Origin of the sequence: Rhodohalobacter sp. SW132, assembly GCF_003390325.1 — a bacterium.
GTDB lineage: Bacteria > Bacteroidota > Rhodothermia > Balneolales > Balneolaceae > SW132.
Genome location: NZ_QUOK01000001.1, coordinates 341,005 through 365,179, shown reverse-complemented (window position 1 = coordinate 365,179; position 24,175 = coordinate 341,005). Strand labels below are relative to the sequence as shown.

Below are 24,175 nucleotides of genomic sequence, written 5' to 3'. Positions count from 1 at the left end.
CTCATATGGATATCAGTTTTTAAGCACATTTTGAGCAAACCAGGTAGGGTCGAACCTGTGCAGGCTGTCAGGCAGCGTTTCGCCATTGCTTACATACCGCGACGGACACCCCATCTCTTTCATAAATGGAATGATGGGTCCCCACTGGGAAACTTCGTCCAGGTGCGTGATGGCGATATAATCGGGCTGCAGCGGGTGGTTGACGGCCGATGACTCTTTGAAATAAAATTTGTTGAGTGATGCATTCACCACATAGTGAACTTCCAGCGGTTTTACCGATGCGAAAACCTGACGCATTTTCCAGTATCGCCTGAAGGAGTTCTCCTGCTGCGTGCTGATGGATGGAGTGTCGATCAAAATGTGATCATATTCTTCCCACTCTTCCTGCATTTCGGTTACGTCAACACCGGTGGTTACGCTGTAAAAAGGAATGTCATGATCCCGGCAAAACGGCTCGAGGATAGTGTAATACGGCATGTCGGGGGATGACTGAGCCATCGATACAACCGCAATTTTCTTCTGCTTCATAAAATCGGGGTGCTGGGTCAGCTTCATGATTAAATGGGTTTTCCCCGATCCGGATGGCCCGGCAAAGAGCAGGTACTTTTGTGTTTTGCGATCGGTTTCACAGCGGATTGCCTCGCGAATGATGCCAGACAATTTTGACATAAAAATGGTGGTTTGATCATAGGGGTCAATTCCCTCTTTGATGATCTCGCTGAACCAGCCGGCAACCACGCTTGTGCTGATCCCGGTCTGTACCAGCTGCTGAAACGCAGGATGCGAAGCGTAATCCAGGTTGGAACTGATTAGTGATGAATCGAGCAGGGCCTCCAGTTTATCAAACCGTTTGTGGAGTGCGGTAATCTCGCGCTCCTCACGCCGCGGTTTAGATGACGGCACGGTAGAGGTATTTGTCGTGCGGTTGATTTTCGGGCCCGACTTATCAAATTTCGAAAGCAGGCTGTTTTCTTCAGGTTTCCGTGATTCAGCCGCTGGTGTCGGGGTAAAAGTCTGTCGGGGGGCAGAAGATTCTTCTGTTTCCGGGATCTCTTTTCTGCTGTCGTCGCTTCTGTTATTCTGTGTGTTTTGTGAGAAAGATGATCTCACATTCGCACGGCTGTAAACGCCCTGCCCATTCTGCTGAAGTTTGCCCGGTTTTGATCCGCCCGGAGTAAACGCAGTTTTTTCAGATTTTTTTTCTGATCGGTTTTCGGATTCGGAATCTTCCTCATCCGAACCGATATTTTTTCCATTCAGAGGTGCATTTTTTTCCGCATATCGCCGCAGATTTTCCAGGTTTTTACTGACCGAAGACTCGGCAGCCTGGTCCAGGGTTCGTTCAAAGCTCACACCATTCCCGTTCTGTTTTTGTTCACGTGATGCAGATTGATGCCTGTCGTTCGGGTTCTGCTCCTCATTCGCATTCTCTTTCTTGCCTACAGCAACCGTAATTCCGGCATTGCCTTTACTGTCGTCGCTATTGCTGTCGAGAATCACAAAGTCATCTCCATACATTAGCTGCGCGCTTTTCTTGGCGGCGTCGATTGTTTTCCCTAAGAATTTCTTAAGTATCATGCGGGTGTAGGCTGTTCAATTTCGGCTTGCTGAATCTTAATTCTGTCAAACGTTTTAAACTGTACATCAGAACTGATGTCATTGTATGACAACACATTCAATTCTGGCAAAATTGGTGCCAGAAACTCGAACAGGGTGAACCGGAGGACCGGTGATGTGAGCAGTACGGGATCGTATCCCTGGCGAATCATGGAGTCGAACACCTTCGACGCATTTTGATAAAGAAGCTCAACCATATCGGGTGTAAGACCCAGCGTATTGGAATTGAGGCTTCCCTGCTGTGCCTGGCCGATCAGGTGGGATTCAAGGTTTGAATCTACCATCACAACCACCACTTCATTACTATCGGTAGCAAACTGACGCGTAATCGTTTCTGCGAGGGCTGCACGGCAATACTCGTTCAGTACATCGGTGTTGTTGGTCTTCTGGCAGTGATCAGCAAGTGTTTCAAGAATCGTAACCAGGTCTTTTACAGGAACACGCTCACGCAGCAGCCGCTTGAGCACCTTCTGGATGTCGCCAATTTTTAATCCGTCGGGAATCAGCTCTTCCACAAGTGCAGGATGATTCTCTTTAATATTGTCAATCAGGCGCTGCACCATCTGGCGATCAACCAGTTTGTGGGCATTTTTCTTCAGAACTTCCATCAAATGTGTGGTGATAACCGCACCTGCTTCAATCACAGAAAGACCATATTTTTCCGCTTGTGACTTATTTTTTCCGCTGATCCAGATGGCATCCATGCCGAAGGTCGGGTCTTTGGTTTCAATTCCCTGGATATCGGGCTTAAAGTCGGCCGGCAGCAGCGTGAGATGGTAGCCCGGCAGCAGTTCACCTTCGCCTTGTACGATTCCGCGCATTTTGATCACGTAGTGGTTGGCATCAAGCTGAACGTTGTCGCGAATTCGAATAGACGGGATGATAATGCCGAGTTCGGCCGCAAGCTGCTTTCTGAGTGATGTCATCCGCTCCAGCAAATCGCCGCCCTGTTCCTTCTCTACCATCGGGATCAGGCTGTAGCCGATTTCCAGTTCCAGCGTGTCGAGCAGGAGGTAATCTTCTACTTTATCTTCCGCCTCGGCATCACCTTTAAGCTGTTTTATCTGCTGTTCATCCGATTCAATCTGTTCAATTGTCTCAGTTTTGTGCTTGGTGTATGCGATTAAAACAAAGATGAAGCCGATCGTCCAGAATGGAATCAGCGGGAGGCCGGGGAGAGCACCAATCAAAAAGATAAAAACGGCACCGATCATTACGGTTTTTGGATTGCCAAGAACCTGTCCGGTCATCTCTTCACTAAGGTTTCCTTCAGATGCTGCCCGCGATACAATGATACCGGCAGCAGTGGAGATCAGAAGGGCGGGGATTTGCGATACCAGGCCGTCGCCGATGGTCAGCAGCGTGTAAAGTTCGGCCGCTTCGGCAAGGCCCATTCCCTGCTGTGCGGTCCCGATAATCAGGCCGCCTATAATATTGATAAATGTGATGAGAAGGCCGGCAATGACATCCCCCCGAACAAATTTACTCGCACCGTCCATCGCCCCGTAAAAGTCCGCTTCACGTGAAATTTCTTCGCGGCGCTGTTTCGCCTCCTGGTCGGTAATCAGTCCTGCGCTCAGATCGGCATCAATCGACATCTGTTTACCCGGCATGGCATCGAGTGTAAATCGTGCGGCCACCTCTGCAATACGTGTGGCACCTTTGGTAATCACCACAAAGTTGATAATCACCAGCACCGAGAACATAATGATCCCGATAATAAAATTTCCCCTTACGATAAAACCACCAAACGATTCAATAACGGACCCGGCATAGCCTTCACTTAATATCAGGCGGGTGGTACCCACGTTCAGGGAGAGCCTGAACAGAGTGAGGATCAGCAGCATACCGGGGAATACGGCAAACTGGAGCGGTTTCAGCGTGTAGAAGGCAACGAGGAGGACAATCAGCGAGAGCGATATACTCAGTGCCAGGAAAAAGTCCATCAGCGATGCCGGGAAGGGGACAATCATGATCATCAGAATCATGATGATGCTTGAGGAAATCAGAACATCCGTCTGAAAAAACATCCCCTTCATTGTGTCAAAACTAAATCCTTTACCTGTACCTGCCATCAGCTGATGTTATACTTTTGATTTATTCTTCAGTTTGTAGACGTAGCCGAGAATTTCAGCTACAGCTTTATAAAGATCTGCCGGGATGTACTCATCTTCCTCGGCGGTGGCAAAAAGCGCCTGTGCCACCGGCTTGTTCTCTACAATTGGTATGCCATAATGTTTTGCGAGCTCTTTAATTCGCAGAGCTTTCAGCCGCTGCCCTTTCACCATCACCACGGGAGCGTCGCTATTATCCGGGTCGTATCTCAGGGCTACGGCAAAGTGAGTAGGGTTTGTGACCACAACATCGGAGTTGAGTACGGCGTGGTCGAGCCGTTTTCGCTGCCTGAACGACATCCCCATTTTTTTCCGCTGACTTTTTACGTGCGGATCTCCCTCCGTCTGCTTGTACTCATCTTTCACTTCCTGCTTGGTCATCCGCAGATCTTTTCTGTGCTGAAACCGCTGGTAGACGGCATCTGCGATAGACAGGATAAAGAGCGCCGCCAGGATCCGCCCCACAAACATCAGCACATACGTTCCCGATTCGGCAATGCTGTAACTCATCGGTTTGGTCACAAATGAGAGGAAATGATTGATGTCATTTCGTACCGTATAATAAACCACGATGCAAACGATGAAGAGCTTTAAAAATCCCTTGACCAGCTCTACGGCGCCCTTCATCGAGAAGATTTTTTTGATTCCGTTTACCGGGTTGATCTTGCTCGCTTTCGGCTGGATTGCCTTTGTGCTGAATGCAGCACCGGTCTGGGCCACGTTTACAATAAGGGCGGTTGCCATAAGTACAACCAGGACCGGGGCCATCATCTCAAAACCGAGCCACATCGCCTGTTCGAGGTACTCCATGGCGTGCTCTTCATTTTCAAGCGCAGTGCCGGAGTTGATTAAAAAAGTTTCGAAGAGCTGCTCCAGCTTTCCGTACATAAACCCGCCGGATCCCACAAAAACCATAATAGAAACTACCATCAGCATCACGGAGGATACCTCCTTGCTTACGCTAACATTCCCCTCTTCGCGAGCTTTTTCAAGCTTGCGCTGCGTGGGTTCCTCGGTTTTTTCCTGGTCGCTTTTCTGGTCAGACATAACTATTCAAATGGATCATCTGCACGTACTCCTTTCAAATACAGTACCACAGATGAACGCCGCGCAGCAGGCTCCAGGAGAGGTGCGATGGGTGCCGGAGCGGGATAAATCATCCATCGGGAGGAAAAGATTTCCATCAGGTATTACGAGCCGTCAGGTCCGCTCTTTCCGCAAATCAGGAAAAAGTTTCTGCATCCGCGGAAAGTTGAAGCAGATTCAGTATGCGACAGTAATCTGCGCACAAACCATGAATCATAAAAAGTTTATAGGCGTGATAATCGTGATTCAATACTGATGAAGCCTGTTTTCTGTGCAACTGGGATTTGGGAGATGAGCCGGGATACAGCTCGTGGCACAGAATTTGATGAGTAACCCCGTGTATCATCCTGATGCGCCTGCTCAAAAGCGGAGTGCATCAGACGGCAAATAAATAAGACCCATATAAAAAGATAGCATAATGATCGACAGATTTCAGGCTCAGATGCAGGCTATGCAGATGCTCACAAGAGCACAGGATAACACTGCGGATAACCTTGCCAACATCAATACACCCGGATATAAAGGGAGTAAGATGTTTCACCGGCTCATCACCGAACAGGTAGATGGCCGTCAGGTTACAAAACCCGTGCCTATGCAGCAGATTAACCTGCAGCAGGGCGTTCTCGAGCCAACAGGAAATGCGTTCGATTTTGGAATTGATGGCAGCGGCTTTTTTGCCGTCCAGGAAGACGGACAAACCTTTCTGACCCGTGACGGGCGATTCCATATTGATTCAGACGGCTACCTGAGAAACAGCCAGGGAGCAAATGTAATCGGTTCGGGAGGAGCAGTCCATATTCCGGAATATTTCCAGGCGATCGGCCGTGATGATGGCGGCGCAAAGCTGGAAGTAGCGAAAGACGGCACCATTCGTCTGAACGACGAAGTGTATGACAAACTCAGAATTGTGGATGTAAACGATCCGTCTAATCTGGAGCGTAAGGGTGGCAACTACTTTTCAGCTCCGCCAAATTCTCTTGTAGAAGTATCGGGAAACAGCAACGTCATGCAGGGTTTTTACGAGAAAGGGAATGTGGAGCCGCTGAGCGAAATGGTTGACATGATGAAAAATTCACAAATGTTCGAAGCCCAGCAGCGCGCCATGCGAACCACAGACGAAACACTTGCACAGGCGACAACCACACTCGGAAGATTTTAATCACTAAAACAGACAGGTAACATATGTTTAGAGCACTAACAACAGGTGCACTTGGAATGAGTGCCCAGCAAAAATCGGTAGACAACATCGCGAATAACCTGGCCAACGTTGGCACCACGGGGTATAAGCGAACAACCGTTGCGTTTCAGGATCTGTTTTACGAAAACGTAGCTTCATCAAAGCACGGATCTTCAGCAAACCGGGTCTCGAATGATGGCCCTCAGCTGCAGATCGGCCACGGTTCACGCGCAGTAGCAACGATCAGAAACTTTATGCAGGGTTCCGTTACGGAAACCGGTAACGCGCTTGATCTTGCACTTAGCGGATCCGGATTTTTCCAGGTGGAGATGCCCGACGGTTCAATGGCCTACACGCGTGATGGAAATTTCAACCGCGATTCTACCGGCATGATGGTGAACAATTCCGGACTCCCGCTGGCAGATCAGATTGAAATTCCACAGGATGCCATCGCTGTAGAAATTTCACAGGACGGTATTGTAACGGCACAGATGGCCGGAGATGGCGCTGTGATTGAGTTGGGGCAGATTGAACTGGCAAAATTTGTGAACCCGGGCGGCCTCGAAGCTCGCGGTGATAACCTTTTTGCCGAGACCGAAGCATCGGGAATGCCGTTTTACGGAAACCCCGGAATGGAGAGTTTTGGCGTGATTCGCCAGGGATTCCTGGAGCAGTCGAACGTAGACATTGTGAACGAAATGGTTCGGCTGATTGAAGCTCAGCGGGCATATGAAACCAACTCAAAAATGGTTCAAACCGCCGAAGATATGATGTCAATGACAAACCAGATCAAACGATAATCGCACCGTGATTCTCCTGATGATTCTATTTAGCCTGATGCCGGTTTATCAAACAGTTCAAGACGGAACGGAGGTGAACTATTCACAACATTCCGCCCTTGCTATATTGAGCCCGGATAAGGCTGGAATATCTGATTCTCAGGATGTGATTGTTGAAAAAGCGCTCCGGTCGATCGAAGAGATATACGACATGGAGCGGTACCGTTTCAGTCTCTCGCCGAGATGGATTCCGGGAAGCCTGCAGCGGGTTGATGGCGGCCAGATCCGGTCGGTTACTCCCGAAGGCGGCATTGAGCGATACACAAATTTCACGGTTTCATATATGGACCGTAACCAGTTGCGATCAGCACAGATCCAGCTTCTTGTCGACACCGAACGAAAACTCCCGGTGGCAAACCGCCGAATTCCGGGCGGTGAAAGGATCGCAGAAAACGACCTCGATATGCGATGGGTGAATGTCCCGAACGACCGCGGGCAGCTTGTGGATTCAGTTCACGATCTGGACGGCAAAACCGTTCGCAGGACACTCGCAAACGGCCAGCCCGTGCGCTACGCCGATATCACCAGTGAATACCTTGTTGAGGCGGGCGACGTCATCCGGCTGATTTTTGAGCAGAACGGAGTGAGAATTGAGATGGAAGCAGAAGCCCGTCAAAGCGGGGCTCAGGATGAAGAGATTATCATTTACAATAAAGATACACGAAAACGATACGTGGGCAGAGTTAGCGGCCCGGGGATAGCATTATGGATAAGAACTCAGTAAAAGTAACGATGTTCACCGCGGTGATCTTCACCGCTTTACTTCTTTCAGCGCCCGCAGCAATGGCGCAACATTCTCTTTTCAGCGATGTGAAAGCGGGACAGGTGGGCGATATCATCACCATCATTTTAACAGAAAATATTTCGGGAAGCTCCACCGCTGATGCCAGGACTTCTTCCAACGCAAATGGCAGTGCCTCAGGGTCAGTTTCCGGTAATTTTATTCCGTTTGAACCCACCTTTGGATCAGACGCCCGCGTGAACTACGGATCGGATGAGAGAAATCTGTCCAGTCAGCGTCAGCTGCTCGAAGGTTTGATGAGTGTTCAGATTGTTGAAATCACACCCAGCGGCGATTTGATCGTGGAGGGAACAAGAATCACCAAAATTAACGGCGAGACCCACGAAATGAATCTGACCGGTACCGTGCGTTCCCGGGATGTGGACAGCCAGAACCGTGTGCTTTCATACCGGGTGGCCAATGCCAATATCAGCTATCAGCAGGAAGGGGCAGTGAAGTCACTCACCAAACGCCGCGGACTGATTCGCCGGGTTGTGCTCGGCGGAGTAGGTGTAGCACTCGGCGCAGCCATCATATTGAACTAATCAATCGGAAATAGATACGCATGAAACGTAATAATCGAACATTCATCTCTGGCCGTGGCGCCGCATTCCTTCTTGTGATGCTTTCTTTTCTATTGACCGCAGAAGAGTTGATTGCGCAGACAACACCACTTACAGATCTTGTAGAAATTCAGCACGCACAGCGTAAAGAGCTGATTGGTTATGGACTGGTTACAGGCCTCGACCGGACCGGTGATAGAACCATTAGCAGCCGGGGTGCCGTGTTTACCGTGCAGTCGATCGCAAACATGCTTGAGAATTTTGGAATCAATGTAGATTCCGACCGGCTTCGAACCCGAAATGTGGCGGCGGTAATGGTTACCGCATCAGTGGGGCCTTACCACGCACCGGGAAGTGAAATTAATGTAACCGTTTCATCATTGGGTGATGCCAGCAGTCTTCAGGGCGGTGTGCTTTTGCAGACTCCGCTTTTTGATCCCAGTAACGATGAGGTTTTTGCCAAAGCGCAGGGGGCTCTTATTGTTGGCGGAATTACAGCAGAAATTCCCGGCGCCAGGGTGTCCAGAAATCAGACGCTCACGGCAACCATTCCGGGCGGAGGACTTGTAGAGGGAAATAACGAACATATTCACGATACGGACCAGCCTCTGGGGCTTGTGCTGCGTGACCCGAATTACACCAATGCACGCCGTATTGTGGAGACCATTAACGAAACATTCGATGAAGACCTGGCCTACGTGCACCACGCCGGCCTGGTTCGGGTGGAGTGGCCGGAAGCTTTTCGGGACAGAGGCAATATGAACATTTTTACAAGCATCGTGCTGGAACAAGAGATCCAGGTGGATACGCCTGCCCGTGTGGTGATAAATGAACGAACGGGAACCATTGTTGCCGGCGGAAAAATTGTAATTGATGATGTGATGATCGCTCACGGAAACATCCAGGTGCGCACGCAGGTAACGCCCTTCGTGAGCCAGCCCCAGCCGTTTGCCGGCGGTGAAACCATCGCGGTTCCCGTACCGGAAGTTGGAATTAGTGAGGAGTCGGCGCAGACACTTCTGCTTGAACCGAATACAACCGTTCAGGAACTATCCGGCGCGCTGAACTCACTCGGCCTCAGCCCAAGGGATATCATCTCCATTTTTCAGGCAGTTGAACAGGCCGGCGCTATGCGCGGAAAATTAATAGTGATGTAAATTTTGAGGCATTTGAAGGACTCTCAAATCGATAAATCAAAGATTAAATAGATGAATATTGAAAACTTTTTAAACATCGCTCAAAACCAGGTGAGCCAAAACCGTTCGGATGAGATCCGGAAGGAACAGGCTGCCACCGATTTTGAGGAGATTTTTGCACGCCACCTTGTGAATGAGATGACTAAAGATTCCTTCAAGATGTCCGATAATGGCAGTGGAATGGGTCAGTCGAACAGTCTGTATCGTGAGTTTATCACGGATGCTCTTGCAGGTGAACTTGCAGCACAACGAAAACTTGGAATGGCCGACCTGGTAACGCAATACTGGGACCAGTCATCCTCATCGGACCAAAAGAAGAGCAACATCTAATTTTTATATATAATCATGCAAACTCACACGACCTATACAGAACCCATTCAGCAGCTCGATTCACTCGTATTAAGTCTGAAAACCACATCAGAACAGCTCATTTATGTGATGGAAGAGCAGATCCAGGCGATTATTTCATCATCTCCCCAAAAAATTGAAGAACTGACGGAAAAGCAGTCAGAAATTCAGGGCGTGTATAAAAAACATGAACGTGCTTTTCTGGACGAACTCCGAAAAAATTTGACCGGAGAAGATTCGGAAATTACGCTTACCAATCTTAAAAGCATGTTTCCGGATAAGGCAGAACAGATTGAGCGATGGAAGATTGAACTTTCCCAGAACACAAAATTGCTGCAGCGGAAAAATGAGCAGCTTGTGGATCTGCTTGAGTTTGCGCTGAACCGGAATGCTAACCTTATGCATTCATTTTACAGCCTGTTCAATAATAAAAATAGTCATTACAGCCCCAGCGGCCAGAAATCAGAAGTCCGTTCAGGCGTAGCCATAAACCAGGAAGTGTAGGAATGAGAACACTCTTAGAGATTTCTAAAAGCGGCCTTCGTTCAGCGGAACGTTCGCTCGCGGTTACATCCAACAATATTATTAATGCCGATACACCGGGCTATACCCGCCAGCGGGTGGATAAATCTCCCGTAGGGATGCAGAAAACCGGGTTTCACTCGGGGCTGGGAGTCAACATCACCACCATTACCCGTATGCGGAATGAAATGACCGATGTTCTGATGAATGAAAAACGTCAGGATATGGGCTTTCTGAAGGAGAAGGCGAAAATTTTTGATCAGCTTGAGGCGTCTATGGCCTCCGATTCGGGAGGTGATCTGGATATGAGAATCGGCAGAGTGTTTGACACTTTTTCCGAGCTTTCAGCCGATCCGCAGGATTTGACGGTCCGTAATGCGCTCATCACCGAGGCGGAGCAGCTTACCAGCAAACTCGCCGATATCAGCCGGAACGTAGACCGCACCAGCGACCTGGTAAAAGATTCAGTTGTTACAACAACATCAAATATCAACCATCTGCTGAGTGACCTGGAAGGTCTGAACAAATCGATCACGCAGGGTGAATCATCCGGTAAACCGGATCACGCCAGTCTCGATATCCAGGTACAGAAACTGGAAGAGCTTGCCGGACTCGTGGATTTTGAAAGCCAGGTAACGGAGAAAGGCGCACTTCAGATTCGTATCGGCGGAGTTATGGTTTTGGATGAAAACAAAGCTTCGGTTTTGAGACCCGAAATAAATGACGTCAATAAATCAGTTGGCATTCGCCTCGACAGCGGTAAGATTATCGATCCGCAAGGCGGAAAACTGGGCGCTGAAATCCAGATGTACGAGGATGAAATCCCAAATCTGAAAGATCAGCTCAACAATATTGCATCAACCGTTGTGAACGAATTTAATGCGATTCACAGCCAGGGTTTTGGTCTGGAAGACGATACCGCACGAAACTTTTTCAATTCTGAATTCACAGATGCATCCAACATTCAGGTGAACGAAGCGATACGTGGGAATGCGAATCACATCGCTGCATCCGCAATAGCTGGCGAAGCCGGGAACGGGGAAATTGCCGCACAGATTGCCGATCTGAGAAGTGAGCCGATCATCGGGGGGCGACGGATTGTGGACTATGCCGTAAACCTGATCAGCACACCGGGGAGTAACCTGAGTGAGCTGCGATCGAGCATTGAAGTTCGCGATTCTGAAATTAATATGCTGGAGATACAGCAGGAGCAGGAAGCAGGTGTGAATGTGGATGAAGAGCTCAGCCTGATGATTCAATATCAAAATGCCTACCAGGGGGCCGCGCGAGTGATGGCCGCCGCACAGGATATGTACGATACACTCTTAAGCGTTATGAGGTAAACTATGCGAGTTACACAGAAAATACTTTTCGGCAACTTTATGCGGGATATCAATAAAAACCGCGTTGAACTGGGGAGTGTGCAATCGGCTCTTTCCAGCGGGAAGGACGTTCGCGTTCCATCGCACGATCCTACGTCTTTCCAGCGAAGCCGAATTATTGAGGAGAATATTCGCAAAGAAGAGCAGTATCAGAAAAATATCAGCAGCGGCCTTCGGCAGGGACGCCAGGCGCAGGAAGCGCTCGATGAAACAATCGATCGTCTGATCGACGTCAAACAGATTTTAACTCAGGGAGCAAACGACTCCGCAGATGCAAAAGTACGCGGTAACATGGCAGATGAAATCGCCGGTATCCGCGACAGCATGGTGTTTACGCTGAACCGCAGCTCCGGTGACCGATTTCTTTTTGCAGGCACCAACAGTGCAGAAAAACCATTTGAAAAGGAGGCGGCAGCTCCGGGTGGAGTGGAAAATAACAGCAATAACACTGCACCAACGGTATCAGTAGCGGATGGTGTGAAATTGGATTTGAGCGTGAGCGGCACTGAACTCCGTGATACGGAAGCGGGAGATCTTTTTGAAATTCTTGGAAACATCGAGCAGGCACTTCGAAATGATGACAGGGAAGTACTGAGCGGGATGATTGATGATATCGACAGCGGAATAGAGCATGTGGTGACGCTCAACTCTCGCTTGGGCAGTAACATCAACCGGATGGAGTATATCTTCGAACAGTATGAATCTGCAAGAATTTATCAAAAATCGGATGTGAGTGAGCTTGTTGACGCCGATTACGCTCAATCATTTTCTGAACTCCAGCGAATTCAGGTTGCGTTTGAATCAGCCATGGCGGTTCACAGCACCATGTTCAATAACTCACTGCTGCACTACATTTAATTTAAGAGAAGAAAAATAATTGATCAGCTGCCTGCAGTCTGATTTACTCTCACCTGAGAGAATTAACACTACCGGGGAAAAACTATGGCTTCAGAAAATTTTCAACAAAACGGGGAGTATATTCGCGATTACTCCTGGATCGATTGTGTTCTGCACATTTCGAATACAGCGGACGTAAATCACGAAAAATTACAGCGGCTTGCCGAACGGTTTGCCGGACTAACAATACTATCTGCGGGTAAAAAGCCCGAATATTTAAAGCAATCTATAGCATGGCATTCATACGATCCCGAAGTGATGGGAAAAGCAGATGCCTGGAACAAGCTTCTGGTAAAATCAAACCGGGAGTGGGTCCTTTTTTTGGAGCAGGGCGAGGATATACGTTTTTATCTGATTCCTGAACAGAACGATCTCGACCCGAAAACGTGGGTTCCGGCAAGTATCAGCCGGAAAGATGAAAAGTCGGAAAAGAATGTATACCAGGTACGCCTGGTGCATTCAGATGCTGAATCACCGTTCGCTGGCCGGCACCTGCCCGACAGCACGGCATACATCATGGAAAACGGAATTCACCTGTACGACCGGCCGCTGATTCTGGATCGAACAGGGGATGGCCTTATCTCGATCGATCCGCTTGAAGAGATGTCGGTGAAAAATGTCTCTCCAAAAGTCTTTCTGCTGCAGGGCGAGCGCCTGATGGATGAACGGAATTATGTGCAGGCATCGGCACAGTACCGGAAAGTGTTAAAAACCGAAAAACTGCTGCCTTTCGATCGCCTGGGGGCCGTAAACGGACTTGCCCGCTGTTATACCGAGCAGTACAAATGGCCAAAAGCCTTGCAATTGACAGAAAAATCGATCGAAGCGGAGCCGGCCCAGCGGGTTCCCTACCTGATCCAGTTCCGGATCCACCAGCTGAATAAAAAATGGGGCGATGCCTATAATGTGTTGAAAGAGTACCATCAACACTTCGACACCACCACACGATCCTCGTTCGATATTGCCATCGGCGAAACGGAAACGCTCACCCGGCTGGGTGATTTGGCGATGAAAGCCGGATTCAAAGAGGAAGCGTTCGCCTATTACGAAGAGATCTATTCCGATGCACGGGGTGAAGTGGAGACCGATGTTCTTCGCCAGCTTTTGATGCTTTCCATCGAGCTTGAAAAACGGGAACGGGCAATTTTCTACTTTGAAGCAATGTTTGATGGAGATTTTCCCGGCGAGTTGAGCGGGCGTCAGACTGCAGAGCTCAACGACTACATGAGCCTGTTTATGAACAACGGCTGGTATCAGTACGCATCCGAGATTTATGAAGAGCTGTATGATGCCTATTCCGATAACCCGGAATACAGGAGGCGGCTGATTGTAACGTTTACAAAAACCAACCGCATTGAACGGGCGCGCAAGCTGATTGCGAGTTGAGGGCTTATCTGGCCTAAAAATTTTAGTTAGATTTCACAACTGTCCAAAACGCTGAAATCTAATCTGTCAATACTTCGATATACATGATTTAGATTTTTTATTCTCGCAGATTTGCGCAAAGTACTCCGCCGAGTTGCGATATATGGACAGTAGCCTATCAGCGGAACTCAGCGATTCAATCCGCGATCCTCTGCGAAGAAATGATGGGGATTGATTTTATGTATGGTATAAACTCCGCTTTTATACACCTACACAGACGCTTTTTTACATTTAGAAAAGACATTATCAATAGATCTCAAGTAAAAAGTTAACAGATCCCTTCTTACTGATAAACCTATGGGTACCTAAGGTCAGGAATCCTCATCCAGATTTTTGAGCTTGTTCCGGATAGTACGATCAGAGATACCGAGCAGTTTTGAAGCCTCTTTCTGGTTTCCCTGTGTATGTTCAAGCGTTTTTTTGATCATATGCAGCTCCATATCTTCGATCGACATGAGGGGGAGATCAGAAAGTACTTCCCGGCCGATTTCATCATCAACGTTAGAGAAAAGCTGATTGTCGATATGTTCGGTGGTGATCTCTTTGCTATCGTGCGACAGAATCACGCCGCGATGAATTTTATTGTCGAGCTCACGCACATTGCCCCGCCACTCCTGGTTCATCAGGTAGTCCATCAGTTCATCGCTGATGACCTTTTCGCCCACGTTGTATTTTTTACTGTAGCGGTCTACAAAGTGATTGGCCAGCAGCGGAATATCCCCTTTACGATAGCGCAGTGGGGGGATGGAGATCGGAAATACGTTCAATCGGTAGTAAAGATCTTCGCGGAACGAACCGTCGGAAATTGCCTGCCCGATATTTCGGTTTGATGTGGCAATGATCCGGACATCGGCTGAGATTGGTTTTTGGCTGCCCACCCGGTAAAACTCTTTCTCCTGGAGAACCCTGAGCAGTTTGGCCTGCACTTTAATTTCAATTTCTGTGATTTCATCAAGCAGAAGAGTGCCTCCGCTGGCTTCATCAAACGCTCCTTTACGGTCTTCGATCGCACCGGTAAACGCCCCTTTCTTATGACCGAAAAGTGTACTTTCCACCAATTCGGAAGGAAGATTGGCGCAGTTGATTTTAATGTAGGGTGCTTTTGCGCGGTTGCTGTTGGCATGAATCTGGTGAGCAAAAACCTCTTTACCCGTTCCGCTCTCTCCCTGGATCATGATGGGAGCATCATTTTGGGCGATTTTTGGCAGGATGCGGGTCAGTTTTTTGATGTTCGGATCATTCCCCACAAATTTCATCTCATCATCCAGCTCCTCTTTTTTGAGATATTTGACATGCTCCGTTTTTTCAAGCTCTTTTTTCCGTGGAACCTGTTTGGTTTTTGATGGCTTCCCCGGTCCTGCGTCATCCGGATCGGTGGTGAAATATCGTTCCACACGGAAAATGATCTCTTTCGCCTTAAACGGTTTGGTGATGTAATCGTAAGCTCCTTTGCGAAGTGCATTCACCGAGTGCTGAATATTTCCAAAGCCGGTGATCATGATAACCCCTGTATCGGGATGATGTTTATTTACGAAAGCGAGGATTTCATCTCCGGTCATCTCATTCATTTTCACATCGGTGATGACCAAATCTACCTCATTCTCTTTCAGATAGTCTGTAGCTTTTACCGGGTTATCAAAAGCCACCGTCTCGAAATCGTTCAATGAAAGGTGCTCATCCATAAAACCGAGCAAAAGCTTGTCATCATCGAGCAGTAGAATTTTTCCTTTCATAAAATTAAACTTATATCAATTTTGAGGTGCTGAACAGCAAGGGTTCAGTTTCAGTGATAATCATAAATTTGACAGATAGGTGAAGTATTCAGGTGTGTCTACTTCAAAATAGTAAATCTCCCAGCCTTCTGATGCTGAAATGGGGTGTCTGGTACAGCTAAGGGTAATGTTAATAAAGGCTAATTAAAAAACTAATCAAATTTAAACTGAAAATAAACAAAAAGGAGAGAGGAATGGCGGCGGAAGAGTCAGGAATGGAATGAAGTGCACAAAAAAACCCGCCAGGAATAGCTGCCGGGCGGGTTTACAGTCAGTCAGTTTATAAAAGAATGTTTTGAGATCGTTACCCGATGATTTTATCGGCGATTTCACCCCAAACTTCCGGGTTGTTCAAGAGTTTGCCGATTTCGGTTTCATTTGCGGCATTATCAGAAACTTCCTTTGCTGCCTGGTATTCTGAAATTTTTGACTTCATTGTTTTCAATTTATCGAAAGAGGATTGATTTAGTTTTTCAAGTTCTATTCGCGCAAACAGTTCCTCACTTTTACTTGTGTGATAGCTTCCGAAAGTAACTTTATCGGAAACATTGTTTGCTGATTCATTTGCAGAAGTTTTTTTGTCTGCTGAGACGCTGCCATTTTCCGCAGGCCCTTTACCATTCACGTTATTATTCAAGTGGTTTGAAATATTTTTGATATCCATGACTGTGACTGTCTTTAAATTTTAAAAATGTGTTATGTCGGGCTTTTCCAACACATGGTATTTCTGTTCGGCTTTGCGTTGTCTTGTTGCGGACGTAAGGGTCTCCCGGCTCCTTATCAGCTCATCTTTTAAGGCCGTTTCAATCTGTTCATGAAGATCTGCAAAGCGGTCGAACTGTTCCCGGATGATCTGTTGTTGGTTCTCATTGAGTTCATCCATTCGAAAACCGGATGCAATCATGCCCAGTTTTTCAATATTTAACTCCCGCAGATCCAGCGTTTCCCGGATCCTCTCAATAGAGGGAGATTCATTTTTGAGCTCGTTTAAAATAGAACTGCTTTTCTGTATAAGCTCGTCGAGTTGTTTCTGCACGTTATTCATAATTTATTTAAAGAAAATGGCTCGATAAAGTTTCGTTAGAATCCCATTGACTGGCGGAAACTCATCACTTGCTGAAACTGGGCATCGCCCCGTTCAATCACCTGCTGGAGATTGTTGAAAATTTCGCGTTGACGATCTTCAAACTGTTCCAGGTATCGTTCCTGCTGTGCGATCCGTGTATCCAGTCTTCGGATCGTCTGATCCACTCCGTCTTCGAGCGAAGAAATAATTCCGTTCGATTTTGTAAATGCCTCTGCCTGATTTTTCATCTGGGCGATGGGTGATGATTCGCTGCTAAATAGTTCGGCAATCTCGTCAGGTCTCTGTTCCAAAGCTTCGTTCAGCAAATCCTCATCATCAATAATCATCGTTCCATTATTCTGAAAACTAATACCCATTTCAGATAATCGTGACAGTTGGCCAGGTTCTGCGCCTTCCATCGGCAGAAGGGCAGTTTGTCGCAAGTTCAGCGTTAAACTGCGTATCGACCGCATGTTTCTCAGTGGTCCCCTGGAATTATTATCACCGTCAATAAACGTTCGATCACGGATCTTTTTGTTCATATCGTTAAAAGAGGATATGAACTCATTAATGTTTGAACGCGCTTCATCAAGATCACGCTGTACGGACATCTGCACGGTTTCAGTACTGCTGCTCAATAGTGAAAATGAAAGACCATCAATGGCGTCATCAACCATATTTTCACTCCTTTCAAATGTAACGCCATCAATCGTGAACAGTGCATTTAGTTCTTCTTCAGGTACCAACTTGGTCATCGTGTTTGTAACTTCAGCGAGTACACCAGAAGCGCCATCAATCTGAATTCTGTTGTCGAATCCGGTTTGCAGGCTTTGCATCGAAAACTGAACCTGGTTGTTGTTCACCTGGAACACGTTTGCCCGGGCTTCCTCCCCAAATGTTTCACTTATGGCAGCAGCGAACGAATCAAGAATTTCGCTATTGGTCTTGTCTACCATTACCCCATCTACATTTTCACGCTGTGTTTCTACGGTAATCGTTTCCGTTTTGTCGCCAATAGTAATTGTAACAGATCCAGCACCCTGTGTTGCGAGATCATAATCATCACCATTCATTAATTGGCTAAGTGCAATATCATTACTTGCAAGCCTGTCAACTGTAATGTTGAAATTTGATGGCCTGTCAACTCCGGCCGCAGAATTTACGCGTACAACATTTTCATTAGAAGATGAAGTTTTTAAGGGCTTAAACGCACCGCTATCGGGGTTTTCATATTCCGTTATCTGGTTGATGAATTTTGAGATCGATGCACTGACATCTCCGAGGGCAGTTTTTCGTTCATTCTGATCCTTATGCTGAGCTTCAAGCTGTAGTTTCTGGCGGCTCTCGAGCTGTACGAGCTGCTGTACAAACTTTTCGTAAGGATTATTACTTCGAAAAAGATTTTGAACTGAATTCATGGTTGACTAATTAAGATCCCGGTGATTAATACGGGTAAACATTTACCCTTGTTTTGTAACAGCCGCATTACCCTGACTTGCAGCTTCCTGCCAGGTATCGCGCAATGGTTCAAGTACATCTCTAATCTCACTAAACTCTCCTTTTCTGGCCAGTCCCTGGCAATATCTATAGAGGGAGAATAACTGGTCTGCTGGTTCATAATCGAAATTCAGGCCAGTGATCAACGTTGACAGTATGTCTCGTATCTTCTTTTCATCTTCGCGATAGGTGGCTTGAATCACCAGATCATACATCTTAACCACCAATTGGAGAGGTGATGCATTTTTTACGGACTGCTGCTGATATACAAGTTGTGGATTACGCATGTTATTTTTCAAAAGTTCATATAAATAGTGGAAAACCCACTGTTTGATCCATTTATCGTCTTAGTGAAAAAAAGATTAAGCAGGTTAAGGGTTTATGAGAAACTTATAATATTTCTCTTTTAATGCTGTTTAGCTGCTTGATATAAGGATTGAACAACCAATTGCCATAGTCTGGTTATCGGCAGCAACCGTGGTGTCAATAAATAAAGGATGGGAGAGAGTACCTATAGATCAGGTAGATCAGGTATGTAAAAAGGGAGGGAACAATCATCAAACCAGATAAAAATCAGAATAGTGATGAACCGGCTTGATATGGTGAATCGTCAAACCGGATAAAGTGAGCGCAACGTGACAGGGCAGGCTCAATAGCGGAAAATTTTTGTCAGAGGTGGAAAAATATGTCGTTCAATCAATGATCAATACCTGATCGAACCATTTCAATATAGATGCGAAAGAGTGCAAGAGCCGATTAGGAGAGCCCTTAAAGGATAAAGCATCATGCGGCACAATCATTGTAATAGATGGATTGAAAGAATTGCGGAACATTTAACCGATCAAACCGAACTGTTTTGAAACTACAACTTGCCCGTGCCCAGGCGTTACTGAACCAAGAGAAACCGAATCCGGATGAGGCGATGAAAGTATTGCAGCCTCTTGTGAAAAGAAAAAATGCACCATGGCCGGTATATCATTACTGCGGAATCGCCTTTTTACAGAAAAAGGAGTATCAAACGGCACTTGGTTTTTTGAATGAGTCTGTGGAACAGGGGGCTGATCAGCCAGAAACCCACCATTCGATATCCCTTTGTTATTTTAATCTCGAGAATTTTGAACTGGCGGAAGAATTCGAAAAAACAGCACTGCAAAAGAAGCCGGATTTTTTTAAAGGATGGCTGCATCTTGGATCAATCTACCGTGCACAGGCAAAGCTGGATGAAGCTCTGAAATGCTTTCAAAAAGCTAACCAGCTGGATCCCAAAAGTGCAAGTGTAGCCTATCGCATCGCGGAAATATATAATGATCAGGGAGATATAGATAAGGCTTTAGAACTGTTTGATATTGCTATAAAGGTGGACGCGAATTTTCATGATGCACATCTGGCCAGGGCCGGCGTTTTGCAAAAAGTGAAGCGATTTGAAGAAGCCGAAGAACATATATATACGGTATTAAACGATGAGCCTCTTCACCTTCTGGCCCGGGTTTCTCTGGCTGAACACTACAAGCTGATCGGCAACTATGATAGTGCTATTGATCTGTATGAAAAACTGGTTAAGGATTTCCCGAAGGTAGGTGGTATTCGTGTAAACTACGCGCTTTGCCTGCAGGAGCTTGGCCGGTTTGATGAATCAGAAAAGCATTATATGATTGCCTTTGAAGATCAGCCAGACTCCTTTGAATCGCTTTCAAATTACTTGATGGGTATTCATTACAATCCCGAACGCACTCGTGAGGAGATTTTTGAGGCGCATACGTTGTGGGATCAGCACTTTGCACCGAAAGAGAATCCGGAACGGCCTGTTCCGTTTGATATGAGCCGCGACAAAAAACTTCGCCTTGGATTCATTTCCGGTGGATTCAGAACGCACCCAGTTGGATGGATGATTACAAAAGCGCTTGAAAATCTGCCATTGGACCAGTTTGAGGTCTATTGCTACACTGCAAACAATAAGTATGATCAGATAACGAAAAGAATTCATGAAGTAGCAACAAAATGGCAGCCGGTAATTGGCTATAACGATGAAGTGATCGCGCGGATGATTCGCGAGGATGAGATCGATATCCTGGTCGAACTTTCCGGCCACTCGGCAGATACGCGCCTGAAAACCGTTGCGCTTGAACCGGCGCCGATCATTATAAAATGGGTGGGAGGACTGTTTAATACAACCGGTCTGAAGTCGGTCGATTACCTTCTGACAGACCATTATGAGACGCCAAAAGGCGAAGAGGAATTTTACACCGAAAAATTGGTGCGGATGCCGGATGACTATATCTGCTTCATGCCGCCGGAGTATGCGCCGGATGTGAAAGAGCTGCCCGCAAAGAAGAATAGATATATCACGTTTGGATGTTTCAACAATCCATCAAAAGTAAATAATGAAATTTTAGAGCAGTGGGCCGATGTGATGAACCGTGTTCCTGAAAGCCGCCTCTTTTTGAAGAGTAAGCAGTACGATACAGAAGCCTTGCGCGAACGTATCATCGAAACGATGAAGACATGTGGAATTGAGAGGGAAAGACTGATTTTTGAAGGCGCTTCACCCCACGATGAGCTTCTGGATAAATATAATGAAGTAGATATTGCCCTCGACCCCTGGCCGTACTCAGGCGGGCTCACTACCTGCGAGGCGCTCTGGATGGGCGTTCCTGTGGTAACCAAACCGGGGCCGACATTTGCGGGTCGCCATTCCACGACTCACCTGATCAACGCCGGTCTTCCTGACCTTGTCGTGGATACATGGGAGCAGTACGCTGATAAAATTGTGGAACTTACTACAGATCTTGATGCACTTACTGAACTCAGAAATAGTCTCCGCGAAAAAGTAGAAAATTCACTCCTGACCGATGGAAAACGCTTCGGAGCCCATCTTGGTAAAGCGATGCGCGCTGTTTGGAATCAGTGGGTAGATGGATATGAGCAGGGAGAAGAGAACTGGAAAGATCATATTGATATTGAACCGATTTCGGGTGAAGATCTGAATAAAATCACCGAAATATCTAAAGGCAAGGATAATTCAGATGATCTCTTGAAGCAGCTTGATCAGCTTGAAGCAGAAATTCGGGCCGACTCGGATGATAGTGATGAATTGCAATCATCTCTTGCGGAAAATGGGGTTCACCGGAATGGATCAGCAAATGGCCATTCTAAGGTGAATAACCTGAACGAAGAGGTTGAGAAGCCTGAAGAAAAAACGTCTCAGCCCGAGATTTATAAAATTGAAACAAAAGATGGCGTAACGGTCTGCACGCCTCCCGACCTGAAACTGCTGACTCCTTACGTCTTTCTGGAACAGGAACAGTGGTACGAAACCGAGCACGACTTTGTTCGTGAATACCTCAAAGAAGGGATGAACGTAGTGGATGCAGGTGCATGTTTTGGAGTGTACGCTCTGCCGGCAGCCAAAGTTGTTGGCAAAACGGGTCATGTGTATGCATTTGAACCGGGTGATCTCTCCAGACACTATCTGGAGACAAGTAAGATTGAAAATGGGTTTCAAAACCTGACTGTGCTCGGAAAAGCTATCTCCAATAAACCGGGAAAACGATCCTGGATTGAGGGAGAAACACCTGAATTGAATCGTCTGTATGAAAATGGTGAAAACAAGGTTTCTGCGATTACGCTCGACAGCTGGTGGGCGTTTGAAGGGGAACCCAAGATCGATCTGGTAAAACTGGATCTGAACGGCCACGAAGCCGCTGCCATCGAAGGTGCCAAAACGGTTCTGAGTGAAAACAGCCCGGTGGTTCTTCTTGCGATGGGAGAAAATCGTAAGAACAATTCCGCTTTTGTTGATCAATTCAGTGAGTTGGGATACACACTATATGAATACATTCCGGGGCCCAGGCTGCTCACACCGTTTGAAGCGGCTACAGGGCTTGATCCTTATCTGCAGAACCTGATCGCGCTAAAGCCGGAAACCATTCAGGAGTTATCCGAAAAAGGATGGATTCATGATGAAAGTTATACACCGGAAGAACCCGAAGCCGGGGTTTGGAAAGGTGTGATCAGTGAATTCCCATGGGCCAAACATATCCTGGCAGATTGGGAGAAGAAGAGCCTGTCACCGCAAAATCAAACCTATCTGTCGGCACTTAACTACCTCTGTGCAGCGGAAAAAGAGGAAGTCGGCAACAAAGAGAGCCGCAGCCGAAAAGGGGTTTGGTTGCTTGCAGCCGCACAACAGCTTGTTCAGCTCTACAACAGTGGAGAGAATGGTGCCGAGGTGACATTTACACTTACACGCGTACTCAATGCTCTCGGCAAGCGGGGACAAGCGGTAGAGGTGATGCAAAAACTGATGGAAACCACCAAGCTGGGCCAGAAAAACATGGAGGTGAAACTTCCATTTCTGCCCCCCTTGCTGGAACAGGACCGCACAGAGATCAAAACAGAATTTAAAAACTGGCTCACCGTCCGAACTGTAGAGGCGTGGATCTCACTAAAGGATCTGAGCACCTACCTGAGTGGTTCGCAGGAGAAGAAGATGCTGGAGTTGTTGGAGGGGAATGTGGAGGTGATAGAACTAACCAAACGGAGTATAGCTCCGGAAAAATATATCGAAAGTATACAGGGTGTATCAGAAGAAGTTATTGACTCAAATTCTGAACCAAATAGATTTGAAACTATCGGTAATGCTAAAGATAGATCTGGTAAACTGAAAAAGATTCTTTTGGTTCTGCCGGGTATTAAGGGAGGAGCACATGGAATACATGTTAAATTTGCACAGCGTTTATCGAAAAGTTTTAGAGATCAAGGCTTCAGTACTGATTTCGTTTGTGCTCAGGAAGGTAATTATGTGAAAGAATTAGTTAAGGCTTCAGCAGATCCTACCGTGGCAATCTATTCAGGGGCTATGGGATACGATTTACGTGTTCAGGCAGATATGAATCTGAATGGGAATTTGTACGATCTTCTGGATAAGAAGGTGACTGGCTACCTTGGGGATCATCCCTACACCCAATTCATGTGGAGCAGGTTGCACAACGCAGGTAAAAATGTAACACTCATAACCGGCTGTAAGTCGATTAAAAATGAGTATGATCTGATATTTAAAGGTAAAAATGAAGTTAAGGTTATAGACAGGCTACCTGCTATCACAAATAATGCCTCGCTTAAAAAAGTGCCCTTAACGCAGGATCGTGAAATAGAACTATTAGTCCCGCTTGGGCTTCATAAACATGTAGCCAATCAAACAACGATTTCTAAAGATTTGTCCAGGTTTGGAAATAAGGCGAAGAAAGTTGGATTGGATATGTATGAATCTGCTTTAACTGATTATTCAGGGAGTGTTTTCGAAATCTTTTTGCAAAAACTGAAAGAACATACAGGTGTAGATTATGAGTTTCAGGGAGTACAACGCAAGGAAGACCAGGCATGGCTCTCGGTTGTAAGTACAGTAGATTGGCATATTCGAAAAGAGCGAAGAATTCGATTACTCAATGGGTTAAAACACATTGATTCCGACAAGAAAATTGTGATCACGGCTTCAGCTGAACTGAAAAAGTTATTTCCAAAACTTAAAAACAAGAATATCAACTGGATTGGCGAGGTAAGCAATGATCGTCTGGATCAGCTCTATCTGCAATCCAAACAGGTGCTGAATTCCAATCCTACTTATCCTGATGTAGTTCACGGCCGAGTACGGAGTGCAATGACCAGTGGAGCGGCTATAATTTCTGACTACTCTTCACTATTAGATGAGGTTTTTGGTGCAGATAAAGGGATCTCATTTGTTGGAATAGATGGAGAAGGTCTTGCCAATCACTTACAGAGTTCAACCCTTGATATTCAAAAAATTGCTGACCATGGCCGGGAGATCATTAAAAGAGATTTTAGTGTTGATAGCTATACTCAGCGACTGTTAACCGTACTTGACAAAGCCCGTTAA

At 46.7% G+C, this 24,175-nt stretch carries 20 protein-coding genes; 12 read left to right on the top strand and 8 right to left on the bottom strand.

Going from position 1 to position 24,175, the window contains the following annotated elements:
- Positions 1-12: 12 nt before the first annotated feature.
- From DYD21_RS01560 to flhB, 3 genes are read right to left on the bottom strand one after another with little or no spacing between them, the layout of a single operon-like run.
- Entirely contained in the window at positions 13-1,578 is a 1,566-nt protein-coding gene (locus tag DYD21_RS01560; protein ID WP_116031224.1) for a hypothetical protein, read from the bottom strand.
- Positions 1,575-3,692 carry a flagellar biosynthesis protein FlhA gene (gene flhA, locus DYD21_RS01555; RefSeq protein WP_116031222.1) on the bottom strand — a complete coding sequence of 706 codons (2,118 nt, stop codon included), beginning with the start codon at positions 3,690-3,692 and terminating at the stop codon, positions 1,575-1,577. The genes DYD21_RS01560 and flhA overlap by 4 nt, the downstream gene beginning before the upstream one ends.
- Before the next feature lie 9 nt (positions 3,693-3,701).
- The gene (flhB, locus tag DYD21_RS01550; protein WP_116031219.1) at positions 3,702-4,778 is read right to left on the bottom strand and encodes a flagellar biosynthesis protein FlhB; all 1,077 of its coding nucleotides are present in this window, start codon (positions 4,776-4,778) and stop codon (positions 3,702-3,704) included.
- A gap of 10 nt (positions 4,779-4,788) precedes the next feature.
- On the opposite strand from flhB, the gene DYD21_RS01545 reads away from it, so the two are divergent.
- From DYD21_RS01545 to DYD21_RS01495, 11 genes are all read left to right on the top strand, one after another.
- Positions 4,789-5,073: a hypothetical protein gene (locus tag DYD21_RS01545; RefSeq protein ID WP_116031218.1), complete on the top strand. Its 285-nt coding sequence runs from the start codon at positions 4,789-4,791 to the stop codon at positions 5,071-5,073.
- 162 nt (positions 5,074-5,235) lie between these two features.
- Positions 5,236-5,976, top strand: a complete 741-nt coding sequence (locus DYD21_RS01540; protein ID WP_116031215.1) for a flagellar hook-basal body protein — start codon at positions 5,236-5,238, stop codon at positions 5,974-5,976.
- 23 nt (positions 5,977-5,999) lie between these two features.
- Positions 6,000-6,794 (top strand): flagellar basal-body rod protein FlgG, encoded by a 795-nt coding sequence (flgG, locus tag DYD21_RS01535; protein ID WP_116031213.1) that lies wholly within the window; start codon positions 6,000-6,002, stop codon positions 6,792-6,794.
- A 19-nt stretch (positions 6,795-6,813) separates the two neighbouring features.
- A complete protein-coding gene (flgA, locus tag DYD21_RS01530) occupies positions 6,814-7,557 on the top strand; it encodes a flagellar basal body P-ring formation chaperone FlgA (RefSeq protein WP_116031210.1) in 744 nt (247 codons plus the stop codon).
- Complete coding sequence (locus DYD21_RS01525; protein ID WP_116031207.1) at positions 7,539-8,159, top strand: flagellar basal body L-ring protein FlgH; 621 nt, start codon at positions 7,539-7,541, stop codon at positions 8,157-8,159. The genes flgA and DYD21_RS01525 overlap by 19 nt, the downstream gene beginning before the upstream one ends.
- A 20-nt stretch (positions 8,160-8,179) precedes the next feature.
- The gene (flgI, locus tag DYD21_RS01520) at positions 8,180-9,334 is read left to right on the top strand and encodes a flagellar basal body P-ring protein FlgI (protein ID WP_199535441.1); all 1,155 of its coding nucleotides are present in this window, start codon (positions 8,180-8,182) and stop codon (positions 9,332-9,334) included.
- Positions 9,335-9,385: 51 nt separating this feature from the next.
- Positions 9,386-9,703: a hypothetical protein gene (locus tag DYD21_RS01515; RefSeq protein WP_116031205.1), complete on the top strand. Its 318-nt coding sequence runs from the start codon at positions 9,386-9,388 to the stop codon at positions 9,701-9,703.
- Positions 9,704-9,718: 15 nt separating this feature from the next.
- The gene (flgN, locus tag DYD21_RS01510; RefSeq protein ID WP_116031203.1) at positions 9,719-10,225 is read left to right on the top strand and encodes a flagellar export chaperone FlgN; all 507 of its coding nucleotides are present in this window, start codon (positions 9,719-9,721) and stop codon (positions 10,223-10,225) included.
- A 2-nt stretch (positions 10,226-10,227) separates the two neighbouring features.
- Positions 10,228-11,586, top strand: coding sequence for a flagellar hook-associated protein FlgK (gene flgK / locus DYD21_RS01505; RefSeq protein WP_116031201.1), 1,359 nt, complete (start codon positions 10,228-10,230; stop codon positions 11,584-11,586).
- 3 nt (positions 11,587-11,589) lie between these two features.
- Complete coding sequence (locus tag DYD21_RS01500; RefSeq protein ID WP_116031198.1) at positions 11,590-12,483, top strand: flagellin; 894 nt, start codon at positions 11,590-11,592, stop codon at positions 12,481-12,483.
- Positions 12,484-12,567: 84 nt separating this feature from the next.
- Positions 12,568-13,908 carry a lipopolysaccharide assembly protein LapB gene (locus DYD21_RS01495; RefSeq protein WP_116031195.1) on the top strand — a complete coding sequence of 447 codons (1,341 nt, stop codon included), beginning with the start codon at positions 12,568-12,570 and terminating at the stop codon, positions 13,906-13,908.
- Positions 13,909-14,258: 350 nt separating this feature from the next.
- Here the strand turns inward: DYD21_RS01495 and DYD21_RS01490 are convergent, their stop codons facing one another.
- From DYD21_RS01490 to fliS, 5 genes are all read right to left on the bottom strand, one after another.
- Positions 14,259-15,680: a sigma-54 dependent transcriptional regulator gene (locus tag DYD21_RS01490; protein WP_116031193.1), complete on the bottom strand. Its 1,422-nt coding sequence runs from the start codon at positions 15,678-15,680 to the stop codon at positions 14,259-14,261.
- A gap of 343 nt (positions 15,681-16,023) precedes the next feature.
- A complete protein-coding gene (locus tag DYD21_RS01485) occupies positions 16,024-16,383 on the bottom strand; it encodes a hypothetical protein (RefSeq protein WP_116031190.1) in 360 nt (119 codons plus the stop codon).
- Between the two features lie 21 nt (positions 16,384-16,404).
- Complete coding sequence (locus tag DYD21_RS01480; RefSeq protein ID WP_158551374.1) at positions 16,405-16,755, bottom strand: hypothetical protein; 351 nt, start codon at positions 16,753-16,755, stop codon at positions 16,405-16,407.
- 44 nt (positions 16,756-16,799) lie between these two features.
- Entirely contained in the window at positions 16,800-18,203 is a 1,404-nt protein-coding gene (gene fliD / locus DYD21_RS01475) for a flagellar filament capping protein FliD (RefSeq protein WP_116031185.1), read from the bottom strand.
- Positions 18,204-18,245: 42 nt separating this feature from the next.
- Positions 18,246-18,569 (bottom strand): flagellar export chaperone FliS, encoded by a 324-nt coding sequence (gene fliS / locus DYD21_RS01470; protein WP_116031182.1) that lies wholly within the window; start codon positions 18,567-18,569, stop codon positions 18,246-18,248.
- A 569-nt stretch (positions 18,570-19,138) separates the two neighbouring features.
- Between fliS and DYD21_RS01465 the strand changes: the two genes are divergently transcribed.
- Positions 19,139-24,175, top strand: coding sequence for an FkbM family methyltransferase (locus tag DYD21_RS01465; protein ID WP_116031180.1), 5,037 nt, complete (start codon positions 19,139-19,141; stop codon positions 24,173-24,175).